Here is a 20,075-nt window from a genome sequence, read left to right as displayed (position 1 = left end):
GGTCGGCCATACCGCGGCCTGGCCCATCCTTCCCTCAACGAGCGAACTCGCGCGAGGGCACGCGCGAATCCGCTCGAACGCCTGAAGCAAGCGCTTGTCCACGGAGTGGGAACGCTTGCTTGAAACCGATCAGTTTTGGGCAGTAAACCGTTCTGTTGTTGGGCTTTCGGGATCTTCGGAGTCGGCGAAATCTTCTGCGGATCCACCGAAGCCTCTTGCGTTCCGGCGATCCGTCCAGCACGATGGGCCGATCACGTCGTTACCGATGCGTGATCATTCGGACGCAGTCTCGTGATCTGCCCGGATGCCCGTCCCCTGCACCCCGGAAGGGAGTGGTACCTCACCAGACTGCGGAGCCCGGTACGGCCGCTCGAACTGACGCGGCCGGCGATCCGAGCCTCACGCACCCAGGTGACGTCCACCTTCACCTCGCTCCGGCCGCACTTGCCCGGGACTGAGGTTCTCGGGGCAAGTGCGCACGTGGCTGGCTCATCCGGGCTGGAGAAGTTCACCCTGCAAATCCTGACCCCACCCCACCACCCCGGTCAGGGTGCCCAGCTCATGAGGAGCAGAATTCTGATGTCCAAAGCTCGACACGCCCGACCTTCGCGAAGTACCCGCCGAGTGGTCCGGACCCTCTCCATCGCCGGCCTCGGTGCCGGTATCACCGCCGCCGGCGCGAGTGGCGCGTTCGCCGCCGACTACAAGGTCAAGGCCGGCGACACGCTGTCCGAGATCGCCCAGGCCAACGGTGCCGACTGGCACCAGCTGGCCAAGCTGAACAACCTGCAGAACCCGGACCTGATCCTGATCGGTCAGACCCTCAAGCTCGACGGCGTGACCGCGACCGCCGTCCGGCAGACCGACAAGAAGAAGGCCGCGCAGAAGACCCGCGTCGTGAAGAAGACGACGGCGAAGAAGACGACGGTCCAGAAGGCCGTGCCCAAGAAGCGCGCCACCCGCTCTGACGATCGCCCCTCGACCGGCAGCGGCAAGGCCAACCTGAGTGGCGCCTGGGCCAAGGTCGCCAACTGTGAGTCCAGCGGCAACCCGAAGGCCGTGAACCCGGCGGGCTACTACGGCCTGTTCCAGTTCGACCTGCAGACCTGGCGCAGCGTCGGCGGCTCCGGCAACCCGACGAACGCGTCGGCGGCCGAGCAGCTCATGCGCGCGAAGAAGCTCTACGCACAGCGTGGCGCCTCCCCGTGGCCGGTGTGCGGCAAGTACCTGCGCTGACCCCCACACTGCGGCCCGCGGGCGGTCCCTCAATCCCCGCCCGCGGCCGTAGTACCTATTGGTGATTCAGGACCAGCATCTGGTCCGCGCCGACCTGGAACTCGTACGGGACCTTGCGGATCTCGGACCGGACCGGCTGTAAGGCGTCCAGGAGCTCCTGCAAGTACAGGACCGGTTCGCCGGCACCCTGCTGGACCAGCGGGAAGATCCGTACTTCGGACCGGCTGACCCGGACGAGCTCCTCGAGCGCGGCGAGATGCCAGTCGCGGTCGAACGTGTCGGCCCAGGTGAAGAGCAGGTGCGAGCACAGCACCAGGTCGAACCGGCCGTCCTCGAACGGCAACTCGGGCAGCGTGCCCGCGACGTACCGGTCGGGTGCCAGCGACACGTCCTGCAGGAAGCGGTCGGCCGCTTCGATCCGCATCTCGTCCTTGCGCGTGGGATCGCCGTACCAGTTCCAGACGAAGCTGCTCGCGTGCGCGTCGACGATCTGCGCGCCGGCCGGCAGGCTGCGGCGGACGGTGTCGACGAGTTCCGGCATCGGCAGCTCATAGGCCTGGTCGACCGCGACGGCGTCGACACCCCGAGCGGCCGCCTCGGCGGTGAAGCTCGAGCCACCGGCACAGCAGTCCAGGATCGAATCGGGTAACTCCGACAGGTCGAACATCGCCTCGTACTCGGCGTACGAGCGAGATGTCACCAGCACTTTGGGCCCTATCTGTCGACGGCTCAGTTCTTGACGGTTCGTCTTCCGATCCGGCGGTCGAGCAGGGTGGCCCCGGCTGCCAGAGCCAGGAACAGTAGCGCGACGAACAGGCAGTTCAGCAAGACCCTGCCGTAGCCGTGCAGGTCGACGTCGGCGAACTCGTACGGATAGAAGCCCGTGCCCTCGCCGCGGATCAGCGTGAACGCCACCCACAGCAGCGGATAGACGACCGACCAGGCGACGATCCGCCCGTCGGTCTGCCGCCGCGGGCCGAACACCAACCACCCCAGTACGCCGAGCAGCGGGGTGGCCGTGTGGACCAGGAGATTCGCGACCCAGGCCCAGCCGGACGGGTCGTCGGTACCGGCGAGCACCAGGTGGTACACGATCCCGGTCACCGCGATGCAGAGCACGCCGTTGAGCCGGAGCGTCTTGAACAACGTGCTGTCCTGCTTGCCCAGCTGGAGGGCCAGCAACAGGCAGGTGCCACCGAGCAACAGGTTGGACTGGATCGTGAAGTAGGCGAAGACGTTCAGAACCCGCTCGGGATTCTCCTTGTAGAAGCCGTCGCCGCCCGTCGAGGTCGCTGTGACCAGTGCCTGCATCACGACACCGATGGCGACCACCGCCGCGGTGACACCGGACCAGACCCGCCCTGCTGACGTCATGCCTGAAAGGTACGGCTTTCGGACGGGTCTGGTGGGGAGGTCAGGCCGCTTGCTTCTCGACGATCTTCTTCTCGTCGTCCTCATTCACCTCGGTGCGGTAGCTGAACGAGACGAGACCGTCGATCACGAGCACGATGGTCCAGGGCCATGCCGGGCCGAGCAGCGCGTCGAAACCCTTGCCGGACAGCAGCCCGAGAGCGATCATCACGCCGACACCCACGCCGTACGCGAGCACGTGCCGGTACCAGCCCTGGCGCTCGTGGCGGGCCTTCTCCCGAGTGCCCTTCGCCGGCTTGCGCGGCCGCGGCCCACCGGCGAACCTGTACGCCGCCCAGCCGTCCGCCCACTTGAGGCTCTGGTGGCCGAACCCGACGCTGACCCCGATGAAGATGGCCGCCAGCGAGTGCTTGAACGACGGCTCGCTCCCGGCCCGGATGTCGATCACGCCGGCGATCAGCAGCACGACGTCCACCAGCGGGACCATCGCGAGCAGCACCATCCCCAGCCGCGGCAACCGCAGCAGGTAGCGCGTCCCCATTCCGGCGGCGAGCAGGACCCAGAAGCCGATCTCACACCCGACGATCACAGCGAGCAGCACGGGATTTCACTCCTTCGTTTTATTCAGTACGACCGTGTCAATACAGCGACTCTAACACAGCTGTGCTAAAAAGGTCAGATGCCGAAGATCGTCGATCACGACACCCGCCGCGAGGAGATCGCCCAGGCGCTGTGGCGGGTGGTCCGCCGCGACGGGATCCGGGCCGCCTCGGTCCGTACCGTCGCCACCGAGGCGGGCTGGTCCGCCGGCGCCGTGCGCTACTACTTCCCCGACCAGGCCGGTCTGATCGCCTTCGCGATGGACCTGGTGTCGCGTCGCGTGGGCGAGCGGATCCAGGCCATCGAGCCCACCGGTTCGCCGACCGAGATCGCGCTGCGGTACCTGGAGGAGGTGATCCCGCTCGACACCGAACGGCAGGCCGAGTTCGACATCTGGCTCTCCTTCACCGCCCAGGCCCAGGCCGAGTCCGGCGCCGGCGCACTCCGCGACCTCCTCGCCCCGGTCAACCAGGGTCTTCGCAGCCTCTGCGAAATGCTGCTTCACAACCTCGCCCAAGCCGGTGGCCTCCGCCCGAACCTGCGGCTCGACCTGGAGACCGAACGGCTGCACGCGCTGATCGACGGCCTCTCCCTGCATGCCGCCGTGCAGCCCACCGTCAGCACACCGGAGCGGGTCCGCGAGATCCTTCGCGGGCATCTTCTCGAGCTACAGCCCTTGCGCCGCTGAAGTAGATGGACGAGGCCTGACTAAAAGGTTGTCCCGGGTGGCACGATCCCCTGTATGGAGACCGAGGGGGTGATCGTCGTCAGCGGGATCATGGCGGCCGGCAAATCCACCGTCTCCCAACTGCTCGCCGAGCGGTTCCAGTACGGCGTCCATCTGCACGGTGACGTGTTCCGGCGGATGATCGTCAGCGGCCAGGCGTCGTCCGTCGCCGAGAACGGCGCGGAGGCGCAAAAGCAGCTCAAGCTGCGCTACCGGCTCGCCTGCCAGGCCGCCGACAGTTACGCGCAGGGCGGCTTCACGGTGGTACTCGAGGATGTCGTGATCGGCGAGCTGCTGCGCGAGTTCCTCGACGGGATCGAGACCCGCCCCCGGTACCTGGTCGTGCTCACTCCGCGACCCGAGGTGATCCACGACCGGCTCGGCTCCGACCACGGGCACTCGGTCGACGAGCTCGACTACGAACTGCACGCCTTCAGCCCGCGCCGCGGCCTCTGGCTCGACAACTCCGACCTCTCCCCACACGAGACCGTCGACGCCATCCTCGGCCGCCTCGACGAGGCCCGGTTCGAGTAGTGGTCGAGTCGGCTACTGCGGAGTAGTTTGGCTGGATGGCGACCGTCCGGCGTACTTCGTGCAACCTGTGTGAGGCCATTTGCGGTGTGCTCGTGACCGTCGAGGCCGGCCGCGTCACCGACATCCGCGGTGACGAGGCGGATCCGTTGTCCCGTGGGCACATCTGCCCCAAAGCTGTCGCGCTCCGCGATCTCCAGGAAGACCCGGACCGCCTCACCCAGCCGGTACGCCGTACCGCCACCGGCTGGGAGGAGCTGGGGTGGGACGAGGCGTATGCGTATGTCGCCACCCGGCTGCGTGCCGTGCAGAAGGATCATGGGCGCAACTCGGTCGGCGTGTACCTCGGCAACCCGAATGTGCACAGCGTCGGCGCGATGACGCACATGCCGACTGTCGTTCGGCTGCTCAAGACGCGGAACCGGTTCAGCGCGACGTCGGTCGATCAGTTGCCGCACATGCTGGCTGTTCATCTGATGTATGGGCACCAGCTGATGGTTCCGGTGGCGGACATCGACCGGACGTCGTACCTGCTGATGCTCGGGGCGAATCCGCTCGCGTCCAACGGGAGCATGATGACCGCGCCCGGCTTCGGGCGGCGGCTGAAGGAAGTACAGAAGCGTGGTGGGCGGGTCGTGGTGATCGACCCACGGCGGACCGAGACCGCGGCGGTGGCTGACGAACATCACTTCGTACGGCCTGGTACCGATGCTGCTTTCCTGCTCGCTCTGATCCATCAGATCCTGCGCGACGGGACGACTGCTGTGGCGTCGTATGTCGACAGCCTCTCGGTTGTCGACGAGGTGACGCGGGACTGGACGCCGGAGCGGGCGGCTGCGGTGACGGGGATTGCGGCCGATGACATCCGGCGTATTGCGCGGGAGTTCGCTGCCGCTGACAAGGCTGCTTGTTATGGGCGGCTCGGGGTGTCGACGCAGCAGTTCGGCGCGATCTGCCAGTGGGCCGTGCAGGTGCTCAACATCATCACCGGCAATCTCGATCGGCCGGGTGGGTCAATGTTTCCGCGGCCGGCGGTCGATACGTTGCGTGGGATCGGGAAGGGGCATATCGGGGCGTGGACGAGCCGGGTGCGGTCGCTGCCCGAGTTCGGCGGCGAGTTGCCGGCGTCGGCGATGGCCGACGAGATCCTGACGCCGGGCGACGGACAGATCAGGGCGATGGTGACGATCGCGGGCAATCCGGTGTTGTCGACGCCGAACGGCCGGCGGTTGGACGAGGCGCTGGAGACGCTGGACTTCATGGTCTGCGTGGATCCGTACATCAACGAGACGACCCGGCATGCGGATGTGATCCTGCCGCCTACGCCGCCGCTGGAACGGGATCACTACGACTTGGCTTTCCACCAGCTCGCAGTACGGAACACTGCTCGGTGGAACGACGCCGTACTGCCGCGGCCGTCGGAGTCGCGACACGACTGGGAGATCTTCCGCGGGTTGGGGCTCGCTCTGTTGGATAGCGGCCGGCTTCGGCAGCGGGCCATCACCTCGTTGCGACTGCGGTTGTCACCTCGCCGTGTTGTCGACCTCGGGTTGCGGATCGGGCCGTACCGGCTGTCCGTGCGCAAGTTGCGGAAGTCGGTCGGCGGGGTGGATCTCGGGCCGCTGCAGCCGGCGCTGCCGGGCCGCTTGTACACGAAGACGAAGCGGATCGACCTCGCGCCGGCGATGATCATCGACGACCTGCCGCGCGCTTTCTCAGCTCTGTTCACGGGCCCTGCCGATGACGGCCTGCTGCTGATCGGGCGGCGGCATCTGCGCAGCAACAACTCCTGGATGCACAACTCGGCCCGCCTGGTGAAGGGCAAGCCGCGCCACCAGCTGCTGATGAACCCCGACGACCTGCGCTCACGCGACCTGACGGACGGCCAGCTGGTGGAGATCAGCTCGGCCGCGGGCACCATCTCGGTAGAAGTTGCCTCCAGCAACGACATGATGCCCGGCGTGGTCAGCCTCCCGCACGGCTTCGGCCACGGCCGCCCGGGAGTGCGCTTGTCGGTGGCCAGCCAGGTCGCCGGCGCAAGCATCAACGACATCACCGACAGCACCCTGACCGACCCCATCGCAGGCACCGCCGCCCTGAACGGCGTACCGGTGAAAGTCACCGCCGCCCCCGCCTGACCACCACCCCCGAGCCGCCCCAACACCCGCCCTTGCCCTGCGCGGGGCGGCAAACCCACATCAGGCGGGTGGCGGCCCCGAGCTGCCGCGCACGACGAGCGCGGGGGTGGAGTAGAGGTGCGACTGCGGCAGCGCACCGTCCAGCAGATCGAACAGGCGGTGGGCGACTTCAGCGCCGTAGGCAACGATGTTGTGGCTCATCGCGGTCAGCGTCGGATGGGTCAGCCGGCACAGCGTCGAGTCGTCCCAGGCGACCAGCGTGACGTCGTCCGGCGAACGGAGCCCGAGACCGTTCACCACCGACAACCCGGCGACGGCCATCAGATCGTTGTCGTAGATGATCGCCGTCGGCCTCGCCTCGCCTGCCATCAACTCCCGCGTCGCGGCAGCGCCTTCCTCACCGGAGAAGTCGGTGTGCACGACCCGCGCATCCAGCCCGAGTCGCCGGCTCACCGCCGCGAACGCCTGATCCCGGATCCACACATGACCATGCTCAGGCGGCCCGGCCACCCGGGCGATCGCTTGATGACCGAGCGACGCGACGTGCTCCACCGCGGCGTACATCGCCGTCGTACCGTCGGTCCAGACACAGGTCAGACCGTCCGCGAGCGCCGGATCCCCGACCAGCACCGCGGGCAGTTCGAGCTTGCGCAGCAGGGGTATCCGCGGATCGTCGACCCGCAGATCGACCACCAGCACCCCATCCACCCGGCGCTCGGCAGCCCACTTCCGATACGTCGCCATCTCGTCGGCCAGGTCGGGCACGACCTGCAGGGCGAGCGCGTACGACCGGTCACTCAGCACGGACTCCACGCCACCGACGAAGCCCATGTAGAACGGTTCCTCACTCAAGGTCTTGGCGCTCCTGGCCAGGATCAGACCGAGCGTCTCGCTCCGCGCGGCCGACAACTGCCGGGCCGCCCGGTTGGGCACCCACTCCAACTCCTCGGCGACCTTCAGCACACGAGCCCGGGTAGCCTCACTGACCCCCGGCTGGTTGTTCAGCGCGTACGAAACCGCGCCTTTGGAGACGCCGGCCCGTCGGGCGATCTCCTTGATCGTGATTCGGGGCACGATGGCCTCCTTCGAACGGGCGGTCCGAACCGTGACGGGCGGTCCGGTAAGCCCCCATTCTGCGACCCCCGTGTACTCCCCGTCTCTAGGTAACCGCTTTCCACCACCCAGAGCAACCATTTGATCAAACCCACCCGCTGCGAACACGAACAGTAGCCAGGCGACTACCGCCCGCCTCTCGCGCTCACGAAAACCCCGACCAGCAACTACTTCCTGTCCTTCGGCACAGGGGGGACCGGGATCCATTCGGGGATCATGACCGCCATTTGCTGGAGGACCTTGACGAATTGGGTTCGCTGGGTGGGGTTGAGGGTGGACCAGTGGGCTTGCTGGGAGGTGCGGAGGGCGTTGCGGTTCTGGGTGTAGAGGGCTCGGCCTTGGGGGGTTAGGTCGACTACTACCTTGCGTTCGTCTTGAGGGGAACGGGTTCGGGTTACTACGCCGGATTGCTCCAGCTGCTTGAGCATGCGGGTGGCGTTGGGGCCTGAGACGCCTGCTTGGGTGGCGATTTCGCCGACCGCCAAAGGACCGTCGGTGGCTACGGCGTCCAGCAGGGCCAACTGGGACAGGGAGAGGCCCGCGGCGTCGCGAGCCAGTTGGGCGCGATTGCGGCGCATGGCGGCATACAGGTCGTGGGTCGCGGTGACGAAGTCCTCGAACTGCTGGTCCGTTGCCATGGGATGAGTGTACCTTGGAATATCTAACATGTTAGATACTGTTGTGTTAGATACTTCGGAAGAGAGAGGAACCAGGACCATGAGGATCGACGTACACGCTCACCTGTGGAGCGAGGAGTACCTGCACCTGCTGGAGAGCTTCGGCAGCACCGAGGCACCCGCCCATCACGGACTCGGCGCGGGATCGACGGCTGAAGAGCTGGACAAGCGATTCGCGCTGATGGACAGGGCCGGTATCGACCTGCAGGTGCTCTCGACGCCGCCGGCCTCGCCGCATCTCGACGACGCGGCGCACGCCACCGAGGCAGCCAAGTGGGTCAACGACGAGTACGCCGAACTCACCAGCCGCCACCCGGATCGGTTTCGCGCCTTCGCGACCCTGCCGTTCCCGCACACCGATGCCGCCCTGACCGAGTTGACCCGCGCGCTCGACGACCTCGGCATGCTCGGCGTCGCCATCACCACCGACGTACTCGGGAAGCCGATCGACGACCCCTCCTTCCTCCCCATCTACCAGGAACTCGACCGCCGCGGCTCAGTCCTGTACGTCCACCCAGCCGGCACCCGCGCCCAGTCGGAGCTGATCAGCGAAACGATGACCTGGTCGATCGGCGCCCCGATCGAGGACACCGTCGCACTGACCCACCTCATCCTGGCCGGCATCCCGAGCCGCTTCCCCAACCTCAAGATCATCGGCTCCCACCTCGGCGGCGCCCTCCCGATGACCCTCAACCGGATGGACCGCCAGCAACCCTGGGAGTCCCCGAACACCCCCGAGAAGCCAAGCCTGGCGGCCCGCAGGATGTGGTTCGACACCGTCGCCCACGACCACCTCCCCGCCCTCCACGCCGCCGCCGAAACCCTCGGCGCCGACCGCCTCATCCTCGGCACCGATTTCCCGTACCAATCCGGCGAAGCCTTCCAAGAGGCCGTCACCTACATCGAACGCGCCAACCTGTCCGACGCGGACACGAAGGCGATCCTCGACACCACCGCAGCCGGCCTACTCGGCCTCACCTGACAGCCCTGACGAAACGGCATCCTGGGTAAGCGCTTGCCTTCAGGCTGTGAAGGCGGCTCGACTGGTGATTATGGGGTGGTCCGGGGGTGGCTGGCTGGGATAGGCTGCGGCGAGTTACTTAACCGGTTCGGCTAGTCCAGTCCGGGGGCTCTCATGGGCAGCGGGAGTCCCCGAAGACGAGGAGAGAAAAACATGGTCGCAGTGGACAATCTGTCCCTACAGCTCTACACGGTCCGGTACAGGCTGGAGGAGGACTTCGACGCCACGCTCGCCCGGATCGCTGAGATCGGGTACCGCCAGGTCGAGCCCTTCGGTGTCGTCGGCCTGGCCGACCAGCTGGCCGAGGCGCTGCCCAAGTACGGTCTTTCGGCTCCCACCACGCACGCCGGGCTGCTCCGCGACGAGTCCGGCCCGATCTTCGAGGTGGCCAAGAAGCTCGGCATCGGCACCGTCATCGACCCGTACGTCGACCCCGCGCGCTGGCAGTCCGCCGACGACATCAAGGCGACGGCCGCGGCACTGAACGAGGCTGCCAAAGAGGCGGCCGAGCACGGCATCACCGTCGGGTACCACAACCACCACTTCGAGCTGGAGTCCGTGATCGACGGGGTGCACGGCCTGGAGATCCTGGCCGACAACCTGTCCGACGACGTCATCCTCGAGCTCGACACCTACTGGGCCGCGGTCGGCGGCGCCGACGTACCGGCTCTGCTCGGCCGGCTCGGTGACCGGGTGAAGGCGCTGCACGTCAAGGACGGCGACGGCACCCTGAACAACAAGGCGCAGGTCGCGGTCGGCGCCGGCTCCATCGCGGTGAACGACATCCTCGCCGCATCGCCGGGCACGCTGCGCGTGGTCGAGCTCGACGACTTCGAGGGCGACATCTTCGACGCCGTCGCGGGCAGCTTCACCTACCTCACCGGGGAGGGCGTCGAATGACGGCTGTCGGCGTAGGCGTGATCGGCGCCGGCACGATCTCCGACGCCTACCTCAAGAGCATGCAGAGCTTCCCCGACCTCAGGGTGGTCGCGATCGGCGACCTGCGCCCGGAGGCCGCGGAGGCGAAGGCAGCGGAGTACGGGATCGAGGCCCACGGCGGCCCCGAGGCCGTGCTCGGCCACCCCGACGTGGAGATCGTGGTCAACCTGACCATCCCGATCGCGCACGTCGAGGTCGCCCTGGCAGCCGTTGCTGCAGGCAAGCATGTGTGGAGCGAGAAGCCGTTCTCGCTCGACCAGGAGAGCGGACTCAAGCTGCTCGCGACCGCTCAGGACGCGGGACTCCGGCTGGGGTGCGCGCCCGACACCATCCTGGGGCCGGGTCTGCAGGAGTCGCGCCGGATCATCGAACGCGGTGACATCGGTCAGCCGCTGACCGCGCTGACTCTGATGCAGTCCCCCGGCCCGGAGTCCTGGCACCCGAACCCGGCCTTCCTCTTCCAGGAAGGCGCCGGTCCGCTCTGGGACATCGGCCCGTACTACCTGACCACCCTGGTGCAGCTGTTCGGCCCGGTCGCGGCCGTCGCCGGGATCGGCTCGAAGTCGCGGGAGAAGCGCACGATCGGATCCGGGCCACTGGAGGGCACGGACTTCGACGTGACGGTTCCGACGCACGTCAGCGCGATCGCCCGGTTCGAGTCGGGTCAGTCGTCGCAGAGCATCTTCAGCTTCGACTCGCCGCTGTCGCGGGGCGGGTTCGTGGAGATCACCGGCTCCGAGGCGACGCTCGCCGTACCGGACCCGAACCGCTTCGACGGCGAGATCAAGATTCGTCGCCGGGGCGCTGAGGACTGGGAGGTCCTGGAGACCACCGAGGCGACAGCTGAGCGTGGTACCGGCGTACTGGAGATGGCGCGCGCGATCCGCGAGGACCGGCCGCACCGGGCTACCGGGGCGCTCGCGTTCCACGTCGTCGATGTGATGGCCTCCATTACCGAGTCGATCGAAACCGGCTCGTTCGTCGACGTCACCAGCACCGTCGAGGTCCCGCCCGTCCTGCCGGACGACTGGGACGTAGAGGCCACCACCATCTGATGACAGCATGCTTGTGACACTTCGGGATCCCCGGCGGACCATCGTGTTCGCCGGGGACTCCGTCACCGACTGCGGCCGCCGGAGCGATCCGGCCGGCCTCGGCGACGGCTACGTGAAGAACCTGTACGACGCGTTCGGCGCCGACCGGCCGCGGATCGTCAACGCCGGCATCTCCGGGCACCGGGCGGTCGACCTCGCCGCCCGCTGGCAGACCGACGTGCTCGCGTACGAGCCGGACGTCGTCTCGATTCTGGTCGGCATCAACGACACCTGGCGCCGGTACGACGAGGACGACCCGACGTCGGCCGAGTCCTTCGAACACTCGTACCGCGCGATGCTCGACGGCCTGGACGCCCAACTCGTCCTGATCGAGCCGTTTCTCCTTGCGGTGAAGGAGGAACAGCACACCTGGCGAGAAGACCTCGACCCCAAGATCGCCGTGGTCCGCCGCCTCGCAGCCGAGTACGACGCGATCCTCGTCCCCGCCGACGTGGAGTTCAACCGGCAAGCTGCGACCGCAGGCGCTACCACCCTGGCCGACGACGGCGTTCACCCCACCGCAGCCGGCCACCAACTGCTCGCCGACCTGTGGCGCCGGACGGTACTGGATCGTTTGTCCTGACGTAGGCTTACTGCACCAGGTTAAGTATTCCGTTCGAAAGAGAGAACCCCCTGTGACCTCGACTCTGAGGACTGTTTCGTTGACCACCGAAGGCGGGGCCGCCTGGACTGTGCGGGCGGTGGAGGGGCCGGTGCCGGATCGGAACAGTGCGTTGCTCGCGGCGCCGGTCACGGCGACCGTTCCGGGTGAGGTGTACTCGGATCTGCTGGCGGCGGGAGTGATTCCTGATCCGTTCGACGGGGACAACGAGGGCAAGCTGCACTGGATCGGGAAGACCAGTTGGAGCTACCGGACCGCCTTCGACTGGGAGCCGGATGAGCACGCCGTCCAGGAGCTCGTCGCCGAGGGCCTCGACACAGCGGCGCGGGTGGTTCTCAACGGCACCGAGATCGGGCAGACCTGCAACCAGCATCGGTCGTACCGGTTCGCGGTGACCGAGCTGTTGGTTGCTGGAAGCAACGAACTCGTCGTCGAGTTCGCCTCGCCGGTCGCCACCGCGAACCGGTTGCGGGAAGAGTCCGGGATGTGGCCGCACACGAATCTCCATCCCTACAACTCGATCCGCAAGATGGCGAGCAACTTCGGCTGGGACTGGGGTATCGACGTCGCCACCGCCGGCATCTGGCGCCCGCTGCGGATCGAGTCCTGGACCGGCGTCCGGATCGACTCCGTCCGCCCGCTCGCCGGGCTCGATCGCGACCGCGGTGTACTGGACAGCCGGGTCTCCCTCGCCTGGTCCGAGGAAGCTACCGACGACGCCATGATCACCGTCGAGGTCGGCGGTACCACCACGCAGATGACCGTTGCTGCTGGCACCCAAGAGGTCGGCGTCACGTCGACGATCGACGCGGTGGACCGCTGGTGGCCGCGAGGTCACGGCGAGCAGCCCTTGTACGACGTCAGCATCTCGGTGGCCGCCGGCAACCAGACCGACGACTGGCAGACCCGCGTCGGCTTCCGCACGATCACCATGAACGTTGCCCCGGACAAGGACGGCGGCCCGTTCGTCCTGTCCGTCAACGGCAAGCCGATCTACATCCACGGCGCCAACTGGATCCCGGACGACGCCCTGTTCACCCGGCAGAACCGCGAGACGTACGAGCGCAGCATCCGCGACGCGATCGACGCGAACATGAACCTGCTCCGCGTCTGGGGCGGCGGCCTCTACGAGAGCGAAGACTTCTACGACGTCTGCGACGAGCTGGGGGTGCTCGTCTGGCAGGACTTCCTCTTCGCCTGCGCGGCGTACTCCGAGGAGGAGCCGCTGTGGAGCGAGGTGGAGGCCGAGGCCCGCGAGGCTGTTACGCGACTGAGCAGCCACACCAGCCTCGCGCTCTGGAACGGCAACAACGAAAACATCTGGGGGTACGTCGAGTGGGGCTGGCGTGAGCCGCTGGCCGGGCGCTCGTGGGGTGAGGGGTACTACCTGGAGCTCCTCCCCCGCATCGTCGCCGAGCTCGACCCGCGGACGCCGTACTCGGCCGGCAGCCCGTTCTCGTACGACCGCTACATCCACCCGAACGACGAGCGCAACGGCACGATGCACATCTGGGACGTGTGGAACCAGGTCGACTACTCGACCTACCGCAAGTACAAGCCGCGCTTCGTGTCGGAGTTCGGATTCCAGGGCCCGCCGGCCTGGTCGACGCTGACGTCCGTCGTGCACGACGAGCCGCTCGACCCGTACGGCGAGCAGATGCTCGTGCACCAGAAGGCCCACGAGGGCAACCTCAAGCTCGAACGAGGTCTCGGCGATCACCTGCCGTTGTGGAAGACGATGGACGACTGGCACTGGACGACGCAGCTCAACCAGGCGCGAGCCGTTGCCTATGGCATCGAACACTTCCGCAGCCTGTTCCCGCTGAACACCGGCGCGATCGTCTGGCAGCTCAACGACAACTGGCCGGTCGTCTCCTGGGCAGCCGTCGACGGACTCGGCGTACGGAAACCCTTGTGGCACACGCTGAAGCGCGTATACGCCGATCGGCTGCTGTCCGTTCAGCCGCGCGAGGACGGGCCGGTGGTTGCCGCGCACAACGACAGCGATGTTGCCTGGAGCACCGAGGTGACGGTGACCCGGCGCAGTACGGCGAAGGGCAGCGAGGCGCTCGCGAGCGAGACGTTCGCGCTCGAGGTCGGTCCCCGCGATGCCGTCCTCAACTCGCTGCCCGAGTCGGTCGCCACTCCGGCCGACCCGACAGCCGAGTACGTCGAGGTCAAGACAGCGGACGGCAGTACGGCGTACTGGTACTTCGTCGAGGACACGTCGCTGCAGGTTGTCGCCGACGCCTACACGGCTGCGGTCGCCCCGACCACCGACGGGTACGACGTGACCGTGACGGCGAGCGCGCTGGCCAAGGACCTCGCGTTGTTCCCGGATCGGCTGGAGGCGAGCGCCAAGGTCGACAGCTGCCTGGTGACGCTCAGCGCGGGCGACTCGCACACGTTCCACGTCACCAACGCGTCCGCTCCGACGGCGCCGATCGGCAAGCCCTTGCTCCGCTCGGCGAATGACCTGATCGCCTCCTGACGAGACTCCTGACCAGACTTATGACGAGACCTTGACTAAGTGATCGACAGACCTCCTACTGGGTGCTGACAGCTCGACTGCCTCAGGTTCCGCCCCCACCTTGGAGGTCTGTTCGTCATGCCCAAAACCAAGCTATTCAAGGCGGCCTCGCTCGCCTTTCTCAGCCTCGCCGCCCTGGTGGTCGCCCCGGCGACCGCCTCGGCGGCGCTCCCCGCATGTCAGCACTTCTACACCGGCACGATCCCCACCCGGCCGGTGTCGGGTGGGCACGGCAACGGCACCACGGCACCGGCGTACAGCGTCGCTGGACGGCTGCCGGCGCCGACCGGGATCAACGGCGGACTCGGTACGGACGGCAAGGTGACCTTCACCTTCAACCGGGTGGCGGGCGCCAAGGCGTACCGGGCCTTCAAGAACGGGCAGGCGCTGCAATGGATCAGCGACTGGGGCCAGCCGACCCTGCTGGTCACTGACTCTTCGCCCTGCGCCGGCGCGCACTACCAGGTCTACGCGATGTCGCAGGAGGACACCGCGGCCGCGTCGATCGGCCAGATCACCACTTCGTTCCGGCTCAACTCGGCCAACCGGCTGGCCGGCTACACGATCCCTGTGGGCACGACGTACAACTACCGCGTCTCGGCGTACAACGACGTCGCCCAGACAGCCCTCGGCTACAACGCCGGTACCGGCATCTGCGCCGTCGACGCCCGCATCATCCCCTGGGGCACCCGCCTCTACGTCCCCGGCTACGGCCACTGCTACGCCGCCGACATCGGCAGCTGGATCAAGGACGACATCGTCGACGTCTGGTTTCCCCCAGGCCCCGCCGCCGACAACTGGGGCATCCAACGCCTCAACCTCGTAGTGGAGTAGTCAGTCCCGCCCCGGCATCGCCACGGCAAGAGCACTACGGCGGCCGGCGTCGGCCTGCGCGCCCGCGGCTTCGAGTTCGTCACAGTGACCCAACTGATGAACGGCTGACGACGGCGCCTCACAGACGGTGGGCCTGCGGGGTGGCACTCTTGGGGGACGATGACGACGACAGCTGATTCGCGGTCCCGTGGGCGGAGCTTGCGCCGGGATGCGCTGGGGTTGGGCACATCCACCGCGATCGGGATCTCCTCCTCCGCACCGGCGTACTCGCTGGCCGTGGCGGTCGGACTACTGGTCGCGTACGTCGGCGCCGCCGCTCCCCTGGTCCTGGCGCTCTCAGCAGTGCCGGTGATCCTGGTCGCGCTCTGCTTCCGTGAGCTGAACAGGGCCGAGCCGGACTGCGGTACGACGTTCCCGTGGACCTCGAAGGCGTTCGGACTGGGTGTCGGCCGCATGATCGGCTGGACGACAGTCATGGCCTGTGTGCTCGTCATGAGCAACCTGGCGCAAGTCGCCTCGGTCTACACCTACCTACTGTTCGGTCTGGACGGCGCGGCCGACTCCCGCCTCGCACAAGCCGGTCTGGGCGCACTGTTCATCATTGTGATGGCAGTGCTCGCCTATCGCGGCGTTCAGATCGCCGCCTGGACCCAGGCGATCCTGCTGACGGTAGAGGTCGTCGCACTGCTCTGGTTCGCGATCAACGCCTTCGCCGACGCCGGGACGCTCAGCATCCCGCTATCGACGGCCACCGGCGAGAAGGCCTGGGCAACCGGAGTACTGGTCGCAGTGTTCCTCTACTGGGGATGGGACTCGTCCTTCAGCCTCAACGAGGAGACCCGCGACCCACGCCGCACTCCGGCCATCGCAGCCCTCATCGCCAATGGCTTCCTGGTCGTCCTGTACGCCGTGGTCGCCTGGTCCGCCGTCGTGTACGCAGGAGTCGGTCCACTGGCCGACATAGCCGATGACGACTTCTTCTACGTCCTGAGCAACGACCTGCTCGGTACTGCGGGCGGCAAGCTCCTGGTGGGCGCAGTGCTCGTCTCCGCCCTCGCCTCGACCCAGACGACGATCCTGCCGACTGCCCGGACGATGCTGTCGATGGCTCGCAGGGACGCGTTCCCAGGACAGTTCGCCCGGATCTCCACTCGCTTCCACACCCCCAGCGTCTCCACCTGGGTCTTCGCCGGGGCCAGCCTGGTCATCTACGTGACGCTGGTGCTCACCTCCGACGCCCTGCTGGCCGACGCCGTCGGGGCCGTCTCGGTGCTCGTGTCGATCTACTACCTGGTCACTGCCGTCGCAGTACCGGTGTACTTCAGTGGGGCGATCAAGGGCCGCGTACTGCAGCGGGTGATCATCCCGTTGCTGGCGGCGGCGTCGTTCGTCGTAGTACTCGTCCTGGCCGTCTCGGACGTCGGTACAGGGCCCCTGGTTGTCGTGGGTGTAACGATGGTGGTGGGCGCGCTCATCATGTACTCGATGAAGCCGCCGGCCGAGGGGGAAGGCAGGGCATGACTCAATCAAAGAAGCGGATGCGCAGCGTGGGCATCACGCTCGGACTGACCGCGCTGGTCGCCGCCTCGCTGACCGGGTGCAGCAACGATGACGAGGACCAGTCGGACTACCAGGCGATCTGTGTCGACCCGGAAACCCAGCAGCGCGCCGACGACGACCAGTGCAAGGACGACCGTGAGTACCACGGGTCCGGCGCGGGCTTCTTCTGGTTCTACATGGCCACCCGGGGCGGAGCCTTGGTGCCACCGATCGGCGGCCGCTACAACACCGCCGACGGCGGCTACACGACCTCCGGCCTGCGCAACGCCTCCGGCGGCACGGCGACGGTCAAGCGCGGCGGGCTGGACACCAAAGGCGGCAACATCGGCACGATCTCCCGCGGCGGCTTCGGCAAGGCGGGCAAGGGGAGCTCTGGCGGTTGATGTGGCGGCACTCGATCAAACCCCGCCCGGGCTGGAAGGACACGGTCGTCGAGCAGGGGCTGGTCTTCCCGATGACCGACCTGCCCGACGGCAGCCAGACGCCGTACTGGAACGAGAGCGCCTGGTACGAGGTGACGCTGGAAGAGGTGGAGCACCTCGAGAGCGTCACCGAGGAGCTCTACGAGATGTGCAAGCACGCCGCCGCCGTGATGGCGGCCGGTGACCGCTTCAGCGACTCGCAACTCGGGCTGGCGTCCGGCACGCTGCCGCTGGTCCGGGAGTCGCTGAAACGCGACGACCCGTCGGTGTACGCGCGGTTCGACCTGGTCTGGAACGGGGTCGAGCCGAAGATGCTGGAGATCAACGGCGACACCCCGACCGGGCTGGTGGAGTCGGCGGTGATCCAGTGGAACTGGCTGGAGGACGTCTTCCCCGAGGGCGACCAGTGGAACTCCGTGCACGACCGGCTGGTCAAGTGGTGGAGCGAGCGGCGCGCGGCCGGGGCGTTCCCGGGCAACGAGGCGCACTTCTTCAACTCGGCTGCCGAGACGACCGGCGAAGAGGCGATGACGGTGGCCTACCTACGCGACACGGCGGCGATGGCCGGGCTGGCGACGTACGGGCACGAGATCGAGGACCTCGGCTGGGAGACGGAGCAGCGCGCGTTCGTCGACTGGGGCGGGCGGAAGATCCGGACCGCGTTCAAGCTCTACCCGTGGGAGGACATGCTCGACGACCAGTTCGGCCGGTACATCCTGTCCGGGCTCGAGCGCGAGCCGGTGCAGTGGATCGAGCCGATCTGGAAGACGATGCTGTCCACCAAGGCGATCCTGCCGGTGCTGTGGGAGCTCTACCCGGACCACCCGAACCTGCTTCCCGCGTACTTCGGGACGCCGGGTGACCTGCTCGAGTGGGTGGCCAAGCCGCTGCACGGGCGGGAGGGCAGCAACATCCGGATCCACACCATCGCCTCCACCGAGGACGACGTGCACGACGGCCCCTACGACACCGACACGATGGTCTACCAGGAGTGGAGTCCGCTGCCGTCGTACGAGGGCAACCGGGCGGTGATCGGCAGCTGGATCGTCGACGGCGTCGCGGCCGGCATGATGGTCCGCGAGTCCGACGGCCCCGTCACCGACTACTACGCGCGGTTCGTCCCGCACGCGATCGGCACCGAGGCCCGCCCGGACCAGGAGACCATCCAGAAATGGCTCGCGGAGTAGCTAGTCCAGAGCGACCGCGAGGTACTTGATCTCCAGGTACTCGTCGATGCCGACCGTGCCGCCCTCACGGCCGAGGCCGGACTGCTTGACGCCGCCGAACGGCGCGGCCGGGTTGGAGACGATGCCCTGGTTGAGGCCGATCATGCCGGTCTCCAGCCGCTCACTGACCCGCAACGCCCGGCCGATGTCGTTGGTGAACAGGTACGAGACCAGGCCGAACTCGGTGTCGTTGGCCATCGTGACCGCCTCGTCCTCGGTCTCGAACGCGGTCAGCGGGGCGACCGGGCCGAAGATCTCCTCCTTCTGCAGCCGCGCCGACTTCGGCACGCCGGCCAGCACGGTCGGCGGGTAGAAGTAACCGTTGCCCTCGGCAATCGTTCCGCCGGTCAGTACTTCCGCTCCCTGGGCAACCGCGTCGTCGACCAGGTCCTTCACCTTGTCCCGCTGCTTGGCGTCGATCAGCGGGCCGAGGTCGACCCCGTCCTCGGTGCCGCGCCCGACCTTCAGCGCAGCCATCCGCTCGGTCAGCTTGGTGGCGAAGACCTCCATCACCGACGAGTGCACGTAGATCCGGTTCGCCGCAGTACAGGCCTCGCCGCCGTTGCGCATCTTGGCCAGCATCGCGCCGTCGACCGCCTTGTCCAGATCGGCGTCCTCGAAGACCAGGAACGGTGCGTTGCCGCCGAGCTCCATGCTCGTCTTGAGCACCTTCTCGGCCGCCTGTTCGATCAGCTTCACACCGACCGGGGTCGAGCCGGTGAAGGAGAGCTTGCGCGCGCGCCCGTCGCGGATCAGCGGCTCCATCACGCCACCCGAGTCGTGGGTGGTGACGACGTTCAGTACGCCGGGTGGCAGACCCGCCTCGGTCATCAGCTCGGCCAGTTTCAGCATCGACAGCGGCGTCTGGGAGGCCGGCTTGATCACCATCGTGCAGCCGGCGGCGACCGCCGGGCCGATCTTGCGGGCACCCATCGCGGCCGGGAAGTTCCATGGCGTGATCAGCAGGCACGGCCCGACCGGCTGCCGCATCACCAGGACGCGGCCCTTGCCGTTCGGCGCGACCTGGTAGCCGCCCTCGATCCGGACGGCCTCCTCGGCGAACCAGCGGAAGAACTCCGCGGCGTACGCGATCTCGCCCTTGGACTCCGCGACCGGCTTGCCCATCTCCAGGGTCATCAGCAGGGCCAGCTCGTCGGCCCGCTCGGTCATCAGCTCATAGGTCCGCCGGAGGATCTCGCCGCGCTCCCGGGGGGCGGTGGCGGCCCAGTCGGCCTGCGCTGCGACGGCGGCGTCCAGCGCGGCCAGTCCGTCGGCAGGACTCGCGTCCGCCACGTCGCACAGCGTCGTACCGGTGGCTGGGTCTTCAACGGCGAGGGTCTTGCCGCCCTCGGCCGGTCGCCACTTGCCTGCGATGAAGAGTTCGGTCGGACAAGCCTCGACGACTTCCTGCTCCCGCGACATCAGCCCGCCTTT

General features: G+C 67.5%; 19 protein-coding genes. 13 read left to right on the top strand and 6 right to left on the bottom strand.

Annotation, left to right across the window (positions count from 1 at the left end; all coding sequences use genetic code 11):
* Window positions 1-579: 579 nt before the first annotated feature.
* A complete protein-coding gene (locus G3I17_RS42200) occupies window positions 580-1,236 on the top strand; it encodes a transglycosylase family protein (protein WP_164599465.1) in 657 nt (218 codons plus the stop codon).
* A gap of 55 nt (window positions 1,237-1,291) precedes the next feature.
* Here the strand turns inward: G3I17_RS42200 and G3I17_RS42195 are convergent, their stop codons facing one another.
* The 3 genes from G3I17_RS42195 to G3I17_RS22550 are packed head-to-tail and all read right to left on the bottom strand — an operon-like array spanning window position 1,292 to window position 3,208.
* Window positions 1,292-1,936, bottom strand: a complete 645-nt coding sequence (locus tag G3I17_RS42195; protein WP_203590607.1) for a methyltransferase domain-containing protein — start codon at window positions 1,934-1,936, stop codon at window positions 1,292-1,294.
* Window positions 1,937-1,965: 29 nt separating this feature from the next.
* Window positions 1,966-2,610 (bottom strand): Pr6Pr family membrane protein, encoded by a 645-nt coding sequence (locus G3I17_RS22555; RefSeq protein WP_164599461.1) that lies wholly within the window; start codon window positions 2,608-2,610, stop codon window positions 1,966-1,968.
* Between the two features lie 40 nt (window positions 2,611-2,650).
* On the bottom strand, window positions 2,651-3,208 hold the full coding sequence (locus G3I17_RS22550; RefSeq protein WP_164599459.1) for a 2TM domain-containing protein: 558 nt from the start codon (window positions 3,206-3,208) through the stop codon (window positions 2,651-2,653).
* A gap of 78 nt (window positions 3,209-3,286) precedes the next feature.
* Here G3I17_RS22550 and G3I17_RS22545 point away from each other — a divergent pair, with 78 nt between their 5' ends.
* From G3I17_RS22545 to G3I17_RS22535, 3 genes are read left to right on the top strand one after another with little or no spacing between them, the layout of a single operon-like run.
* On the top strand, window positions 3,287-3,895 hold the full coding sequence (locus G3I17_RS22545) for a TetR family transcriptional regulator C-terminal domain-containing protein (protein WP_164599457.1): 609 nt from the start codon (window positions 3,287-3,289) through the stop codon (window positions 3,893-3,895).
* 54 nt (window positions 3,896-3,949) lie between these two features.
* Window positions 3,950-4,468 (top strand): AAA family ATPase, encoded by a 519-nt coding sequence (locus tag G3I17_RS22540; RefSeq protein WP_164599455.1) that lies wholly within the window; start codon window positions 3,950-3,952, stop codon window positions 4,466-4,468.
* Window positions 4,469-4,503: 35 nt separating this feature from the next.
* Window positions 4,504-6,603, top strand: coding sequence for a molybdopterin-dependent oxidoreductase (locus G3I17_RS22535; RefSeq protein WP_164599453.1), 2,100 nt, complete (start codon window positions 4,504-4,506; stop codon window positions 6,601-6,603).
* A 60-nt stretch (window positions 6,604-6,663) separates the two neighbouring features.
* Here the strand turns inward: G3I17_RS22535 and G3I17_RS22530 are convergent, their stop codons facing one another.
* Complete coding sequence (locus tag G3I17_RS22530) at window positions 6,664-7,677, bottom strand: LacI family DNA-binding transcriptional regulator (RefSeq protein ID WP_164599451.1); 1,014 nt, start codon at window positions 7,675-7,677, stop codon at window positions 6,664-6,666.
* A gap of 206 nt (window positions 7,678-7,883) precedes the next feature.
* Window positions 7,884-8,354, bottom strand: a complete 471-nt coding sequence (locus tag G3I17_RS22525; protein WP_164599449.1) for a MarR family transcriptional regulator — start codon at window positions 8,352-8,354, stop codon at window positions 7,884-7,886.
* A gap of 79 nt (window positions 8,355-8,433) precedes the next feature.
* Between G3I17_RS22525 and G3I17_RS22520 the strand changes: the two genes are divergently transcribed.
* From G3I17_RS22520 to G3I17_RS22480, 9 genes are all read left to right on the top strand, one after another.
* The gene (locus G3I17_RS22520; RefSeq protein WP_164599447.1) at window positions 8,434-9,375 is read left to right on the top strand and encodes an amidohydrolase family protein; all 942 of its coding nucleotides are present in this window, start codon (window positions 8,434-8,436) and stop codon (window positions 9,373-9,375) included.
* 192 nt (window positions 9,376-9,567) lie between these two features.
* The gene (locus G3I17_RS22515) at window positions 9,568-10,314 is read left to right on the top strand and encodes a sugar phosphate isomerase/epimerase (RefSeq protein ID WP_164599445.1); all 747 of its coding nucleotides are present in this window, start codon (window positions 9,568-9,570) and stop codon (window positions 10,312-10,314) included.
* A complete protein-coding gene (locus G3I17_RS22510; protein ID WP_164599442.1) occupies window positions 10,311-11,408 on the top strand; it encodes a Gfo/Idh/MocA family oxidoreductase in 1,098 nt (365 codons plus the stop codon). The genes G3I17_RS22515 and G3I17_RS22510 overlap by 4 nt, the downstream gene beginning before the upstream one ends.
* A gap of 7 nt (window positions 11,409-11,415) precedes the next feature.
* Window positions 11,416-12,030 (top strand): SGNH/GDSL hydrolase family protein, encoded by a 615-nt coding sequence (locus G3I17_RS22505; protein WP_164599440.1) that lies wholly within the window; start codon window positions 11,416-11,418, stop codon window positions 12,028-12,030.
* Window positions 12,031-12,109: 79 nt separating this feature from the next.
* Window positions 12,110-14,560 (top strand): glycoside hydrolase family 2 protein, encoded by a 2,451-nt coding sequence (locus tag G3I17_RS22500; RefSeq protein WP_164599438.1) that lies wholly within the window; start codon window positions 12,110-12,112, stop codon window positions 14,558-14,560.
* Between the two features lie 117 nt (window positions 14,561-14,677).
* Complete coding sequence (locus tag G3I17_RS22495) at window positions 14,678-15,433, top strand: 3D domain-containing protein (RefSeq protein WP_164599436.1); 756 nt, start codon at window positions 14,678-14,680, stop codon at window positions 15,431-15,433.
* A 159-nt stretch (window positions 15,434-15,592) separates the two neighbouring features.
* Window positions 15,593-16,954 carry an APC family permease gene (locus tag G3I17_RS22490; RefSeq protein ID WP_203590604.1) on the top strand — a complete coding sequence of 454 codons (1,362 nt, stop codon included), beginning with the start codon at window positions 15,593-15,595 and terminating at the stop codon, window positions 16,952-16,954.
* Window positions 16,951-17,376 carry a hypothetical protein gene (locus tag G3I17_RS22485; protein ID WP_203590603.1) on the top strand — a complete coding sequence of 142 codons (426 nt, stop codon included), beginning with the start codon at window positions 16,951-16,953 and terminating at the stop codon, window positions 17,374-17,376. Before G3I17_RS22490 ends, G3I17_RS22485 begins: the two co-directional genes overlap by 4 nt.
* Entirely contained in the window at window positions 17,376-18,602 is a 1,227-nt protein-coding gene (locus tag G3I17_RS22480; protein ID WP_164599692.1) for a glutathionylspermidine synthase family protein, read from the top strand. The genes G3I17_RS22485 and G3I17_RS22480 overlap by 1 nt, the downstream gene beginning before the upstream one ends.
* Here the strand turns inward: G3I17_RS22480 and G3I17_RS22475 are convergent, their stop codons facing one another.
* On the bottom strand, window positions 18,603-20,063 hold the full coding sequence (locus G3I17_RS22475; protein ID WP_164599434.1) for an NAD-dependent succinate-semialdehyde dehydrogenase: 1,461 nt from the start codon (window positions 20,061-20,063) through the stop codon (window positions 18,603-18,605).
* Window positions 20,064-20,075: the final 12 nt, after the last annotated feature.

This window comes from Streptomyces sp. SID13031 (assembly GCF_010548305.1).
Taxonomy (GTDB): Bacteria; Actinomycetota; Actinomycetes; order Propionibacteriales; family Kribbellaceae; genus Kribbella.
The sequence above is the reverse complement of the archived record's forward strand: the minus strand, read 5'-3'. Positions and strand labels throughout refer to the sequence as shown.

Bases quoted from the DNA above. Each gene is read 5' to 3' on its own strand.
- G3I17_RS22540 (WP_164599455.1), top strand. From the start codon at position 3,950: ATGGAGACCGAGGGGGTGATCGTCGTCAGCGGGATCATGGCGGCCGGC.
- G3I17_RS22495 (WP_164599436.1), top strand. From the start codon at position 14,678: ATGCCCAAAACCAAGCTATTCAAGGCGGCCTCGCTCGCCTTTCTCAGC.
- G3I17_RS22515 (WP_164599445.1), top strand. From the start codon at position 9,568: ATGGTCGCAGTGGACAATCTGTCCCTACAGCTCTACACGGTCCGGTAC.
- G3I17_RS22490 (WP_203590604.1), top strand. From the start codon at position 15,593: ATGACGACGACAGCTGATTCGCGGTCCCGTGGGCGGAGCTTGCGCCGG.
- G3I17_RS22475 (WP_164599434.1), bottom strand. From the start codon at position 20,063: ATGTCGCGGGAGCAGGAAGTCGTCGAGGCTTGTCCGACCGAACTCTTC.
- G3I17_RS22485 (WP_203590603.1), top strand. From the start codon at position 16,951: ATGACTCAATCAAAGAAGCGGATGCGCAGCGTGGGCATCACGCTCGGA.
- G3I17_RS22535 (WP_164599453.1), top strand. From the start codon at position 4,504: ATGGCGACCGTCCGGCGTACTTCGTGCAACCTGTGTGAGGCCATTTGC.
- G3I17_RS22510 (WP_164599442.1), top strand. From the start codon at position 10,311: ATGACGGCTGTCGGCGTAGGCGTGATCGGCGCCGGCACGATCTCCGAC.
- G3I17_RS22520 (WP_164599447.1), top strand. From the start codon at position 8,434: ATGAGGATCGACGTACACGCTCACCTGTGGAGCGAGGAGTACCTGCAC.
- G3I17_RS22480 (WP_164599692.1), top strand. From the start codon at position 17,376: ATGTGGCGGCACTCGATCAAACCCCGCCCGGGCTGGAAGGACACGGTC.
- G3I17_RS22525 (WP_164599449.1), bottom strand. From the start codon at position 8,354: ATGGCAACGGACCAGCAGTTCGAGGACTTCGTCACCGCGACCCACGAC.
- G3I17_RS42200 (WP_164599465.1), top strand. From the start codon at position 580: ATGTCCAAAGCTCGACACGCCCGACCTTCGCGAAGTACCCGCCGAGTG.
- G3I17_RS22545 (WP_164599457.1), top strand. From the start codon at position 3,287: ATGCCGAAGATCGTCGATCACGACACCCGCCGCGAGGAGATCGCCCAG.
- G3I17_RS22555 (WP_164599461.1), bottom strand. From the start codon at position 2,610: ATGACGTCAGCAGGGCGGGTCTGGTCCGGTGTCACCGCGGCGGTGGTC.
- G3I17_RS22505 (WP_164599440.1), top strand. From the start codon at position 11,416: ATGCTTGTGACACTTCGGGATCCCCGGCGGACCATCGTGTTCGCCGGG.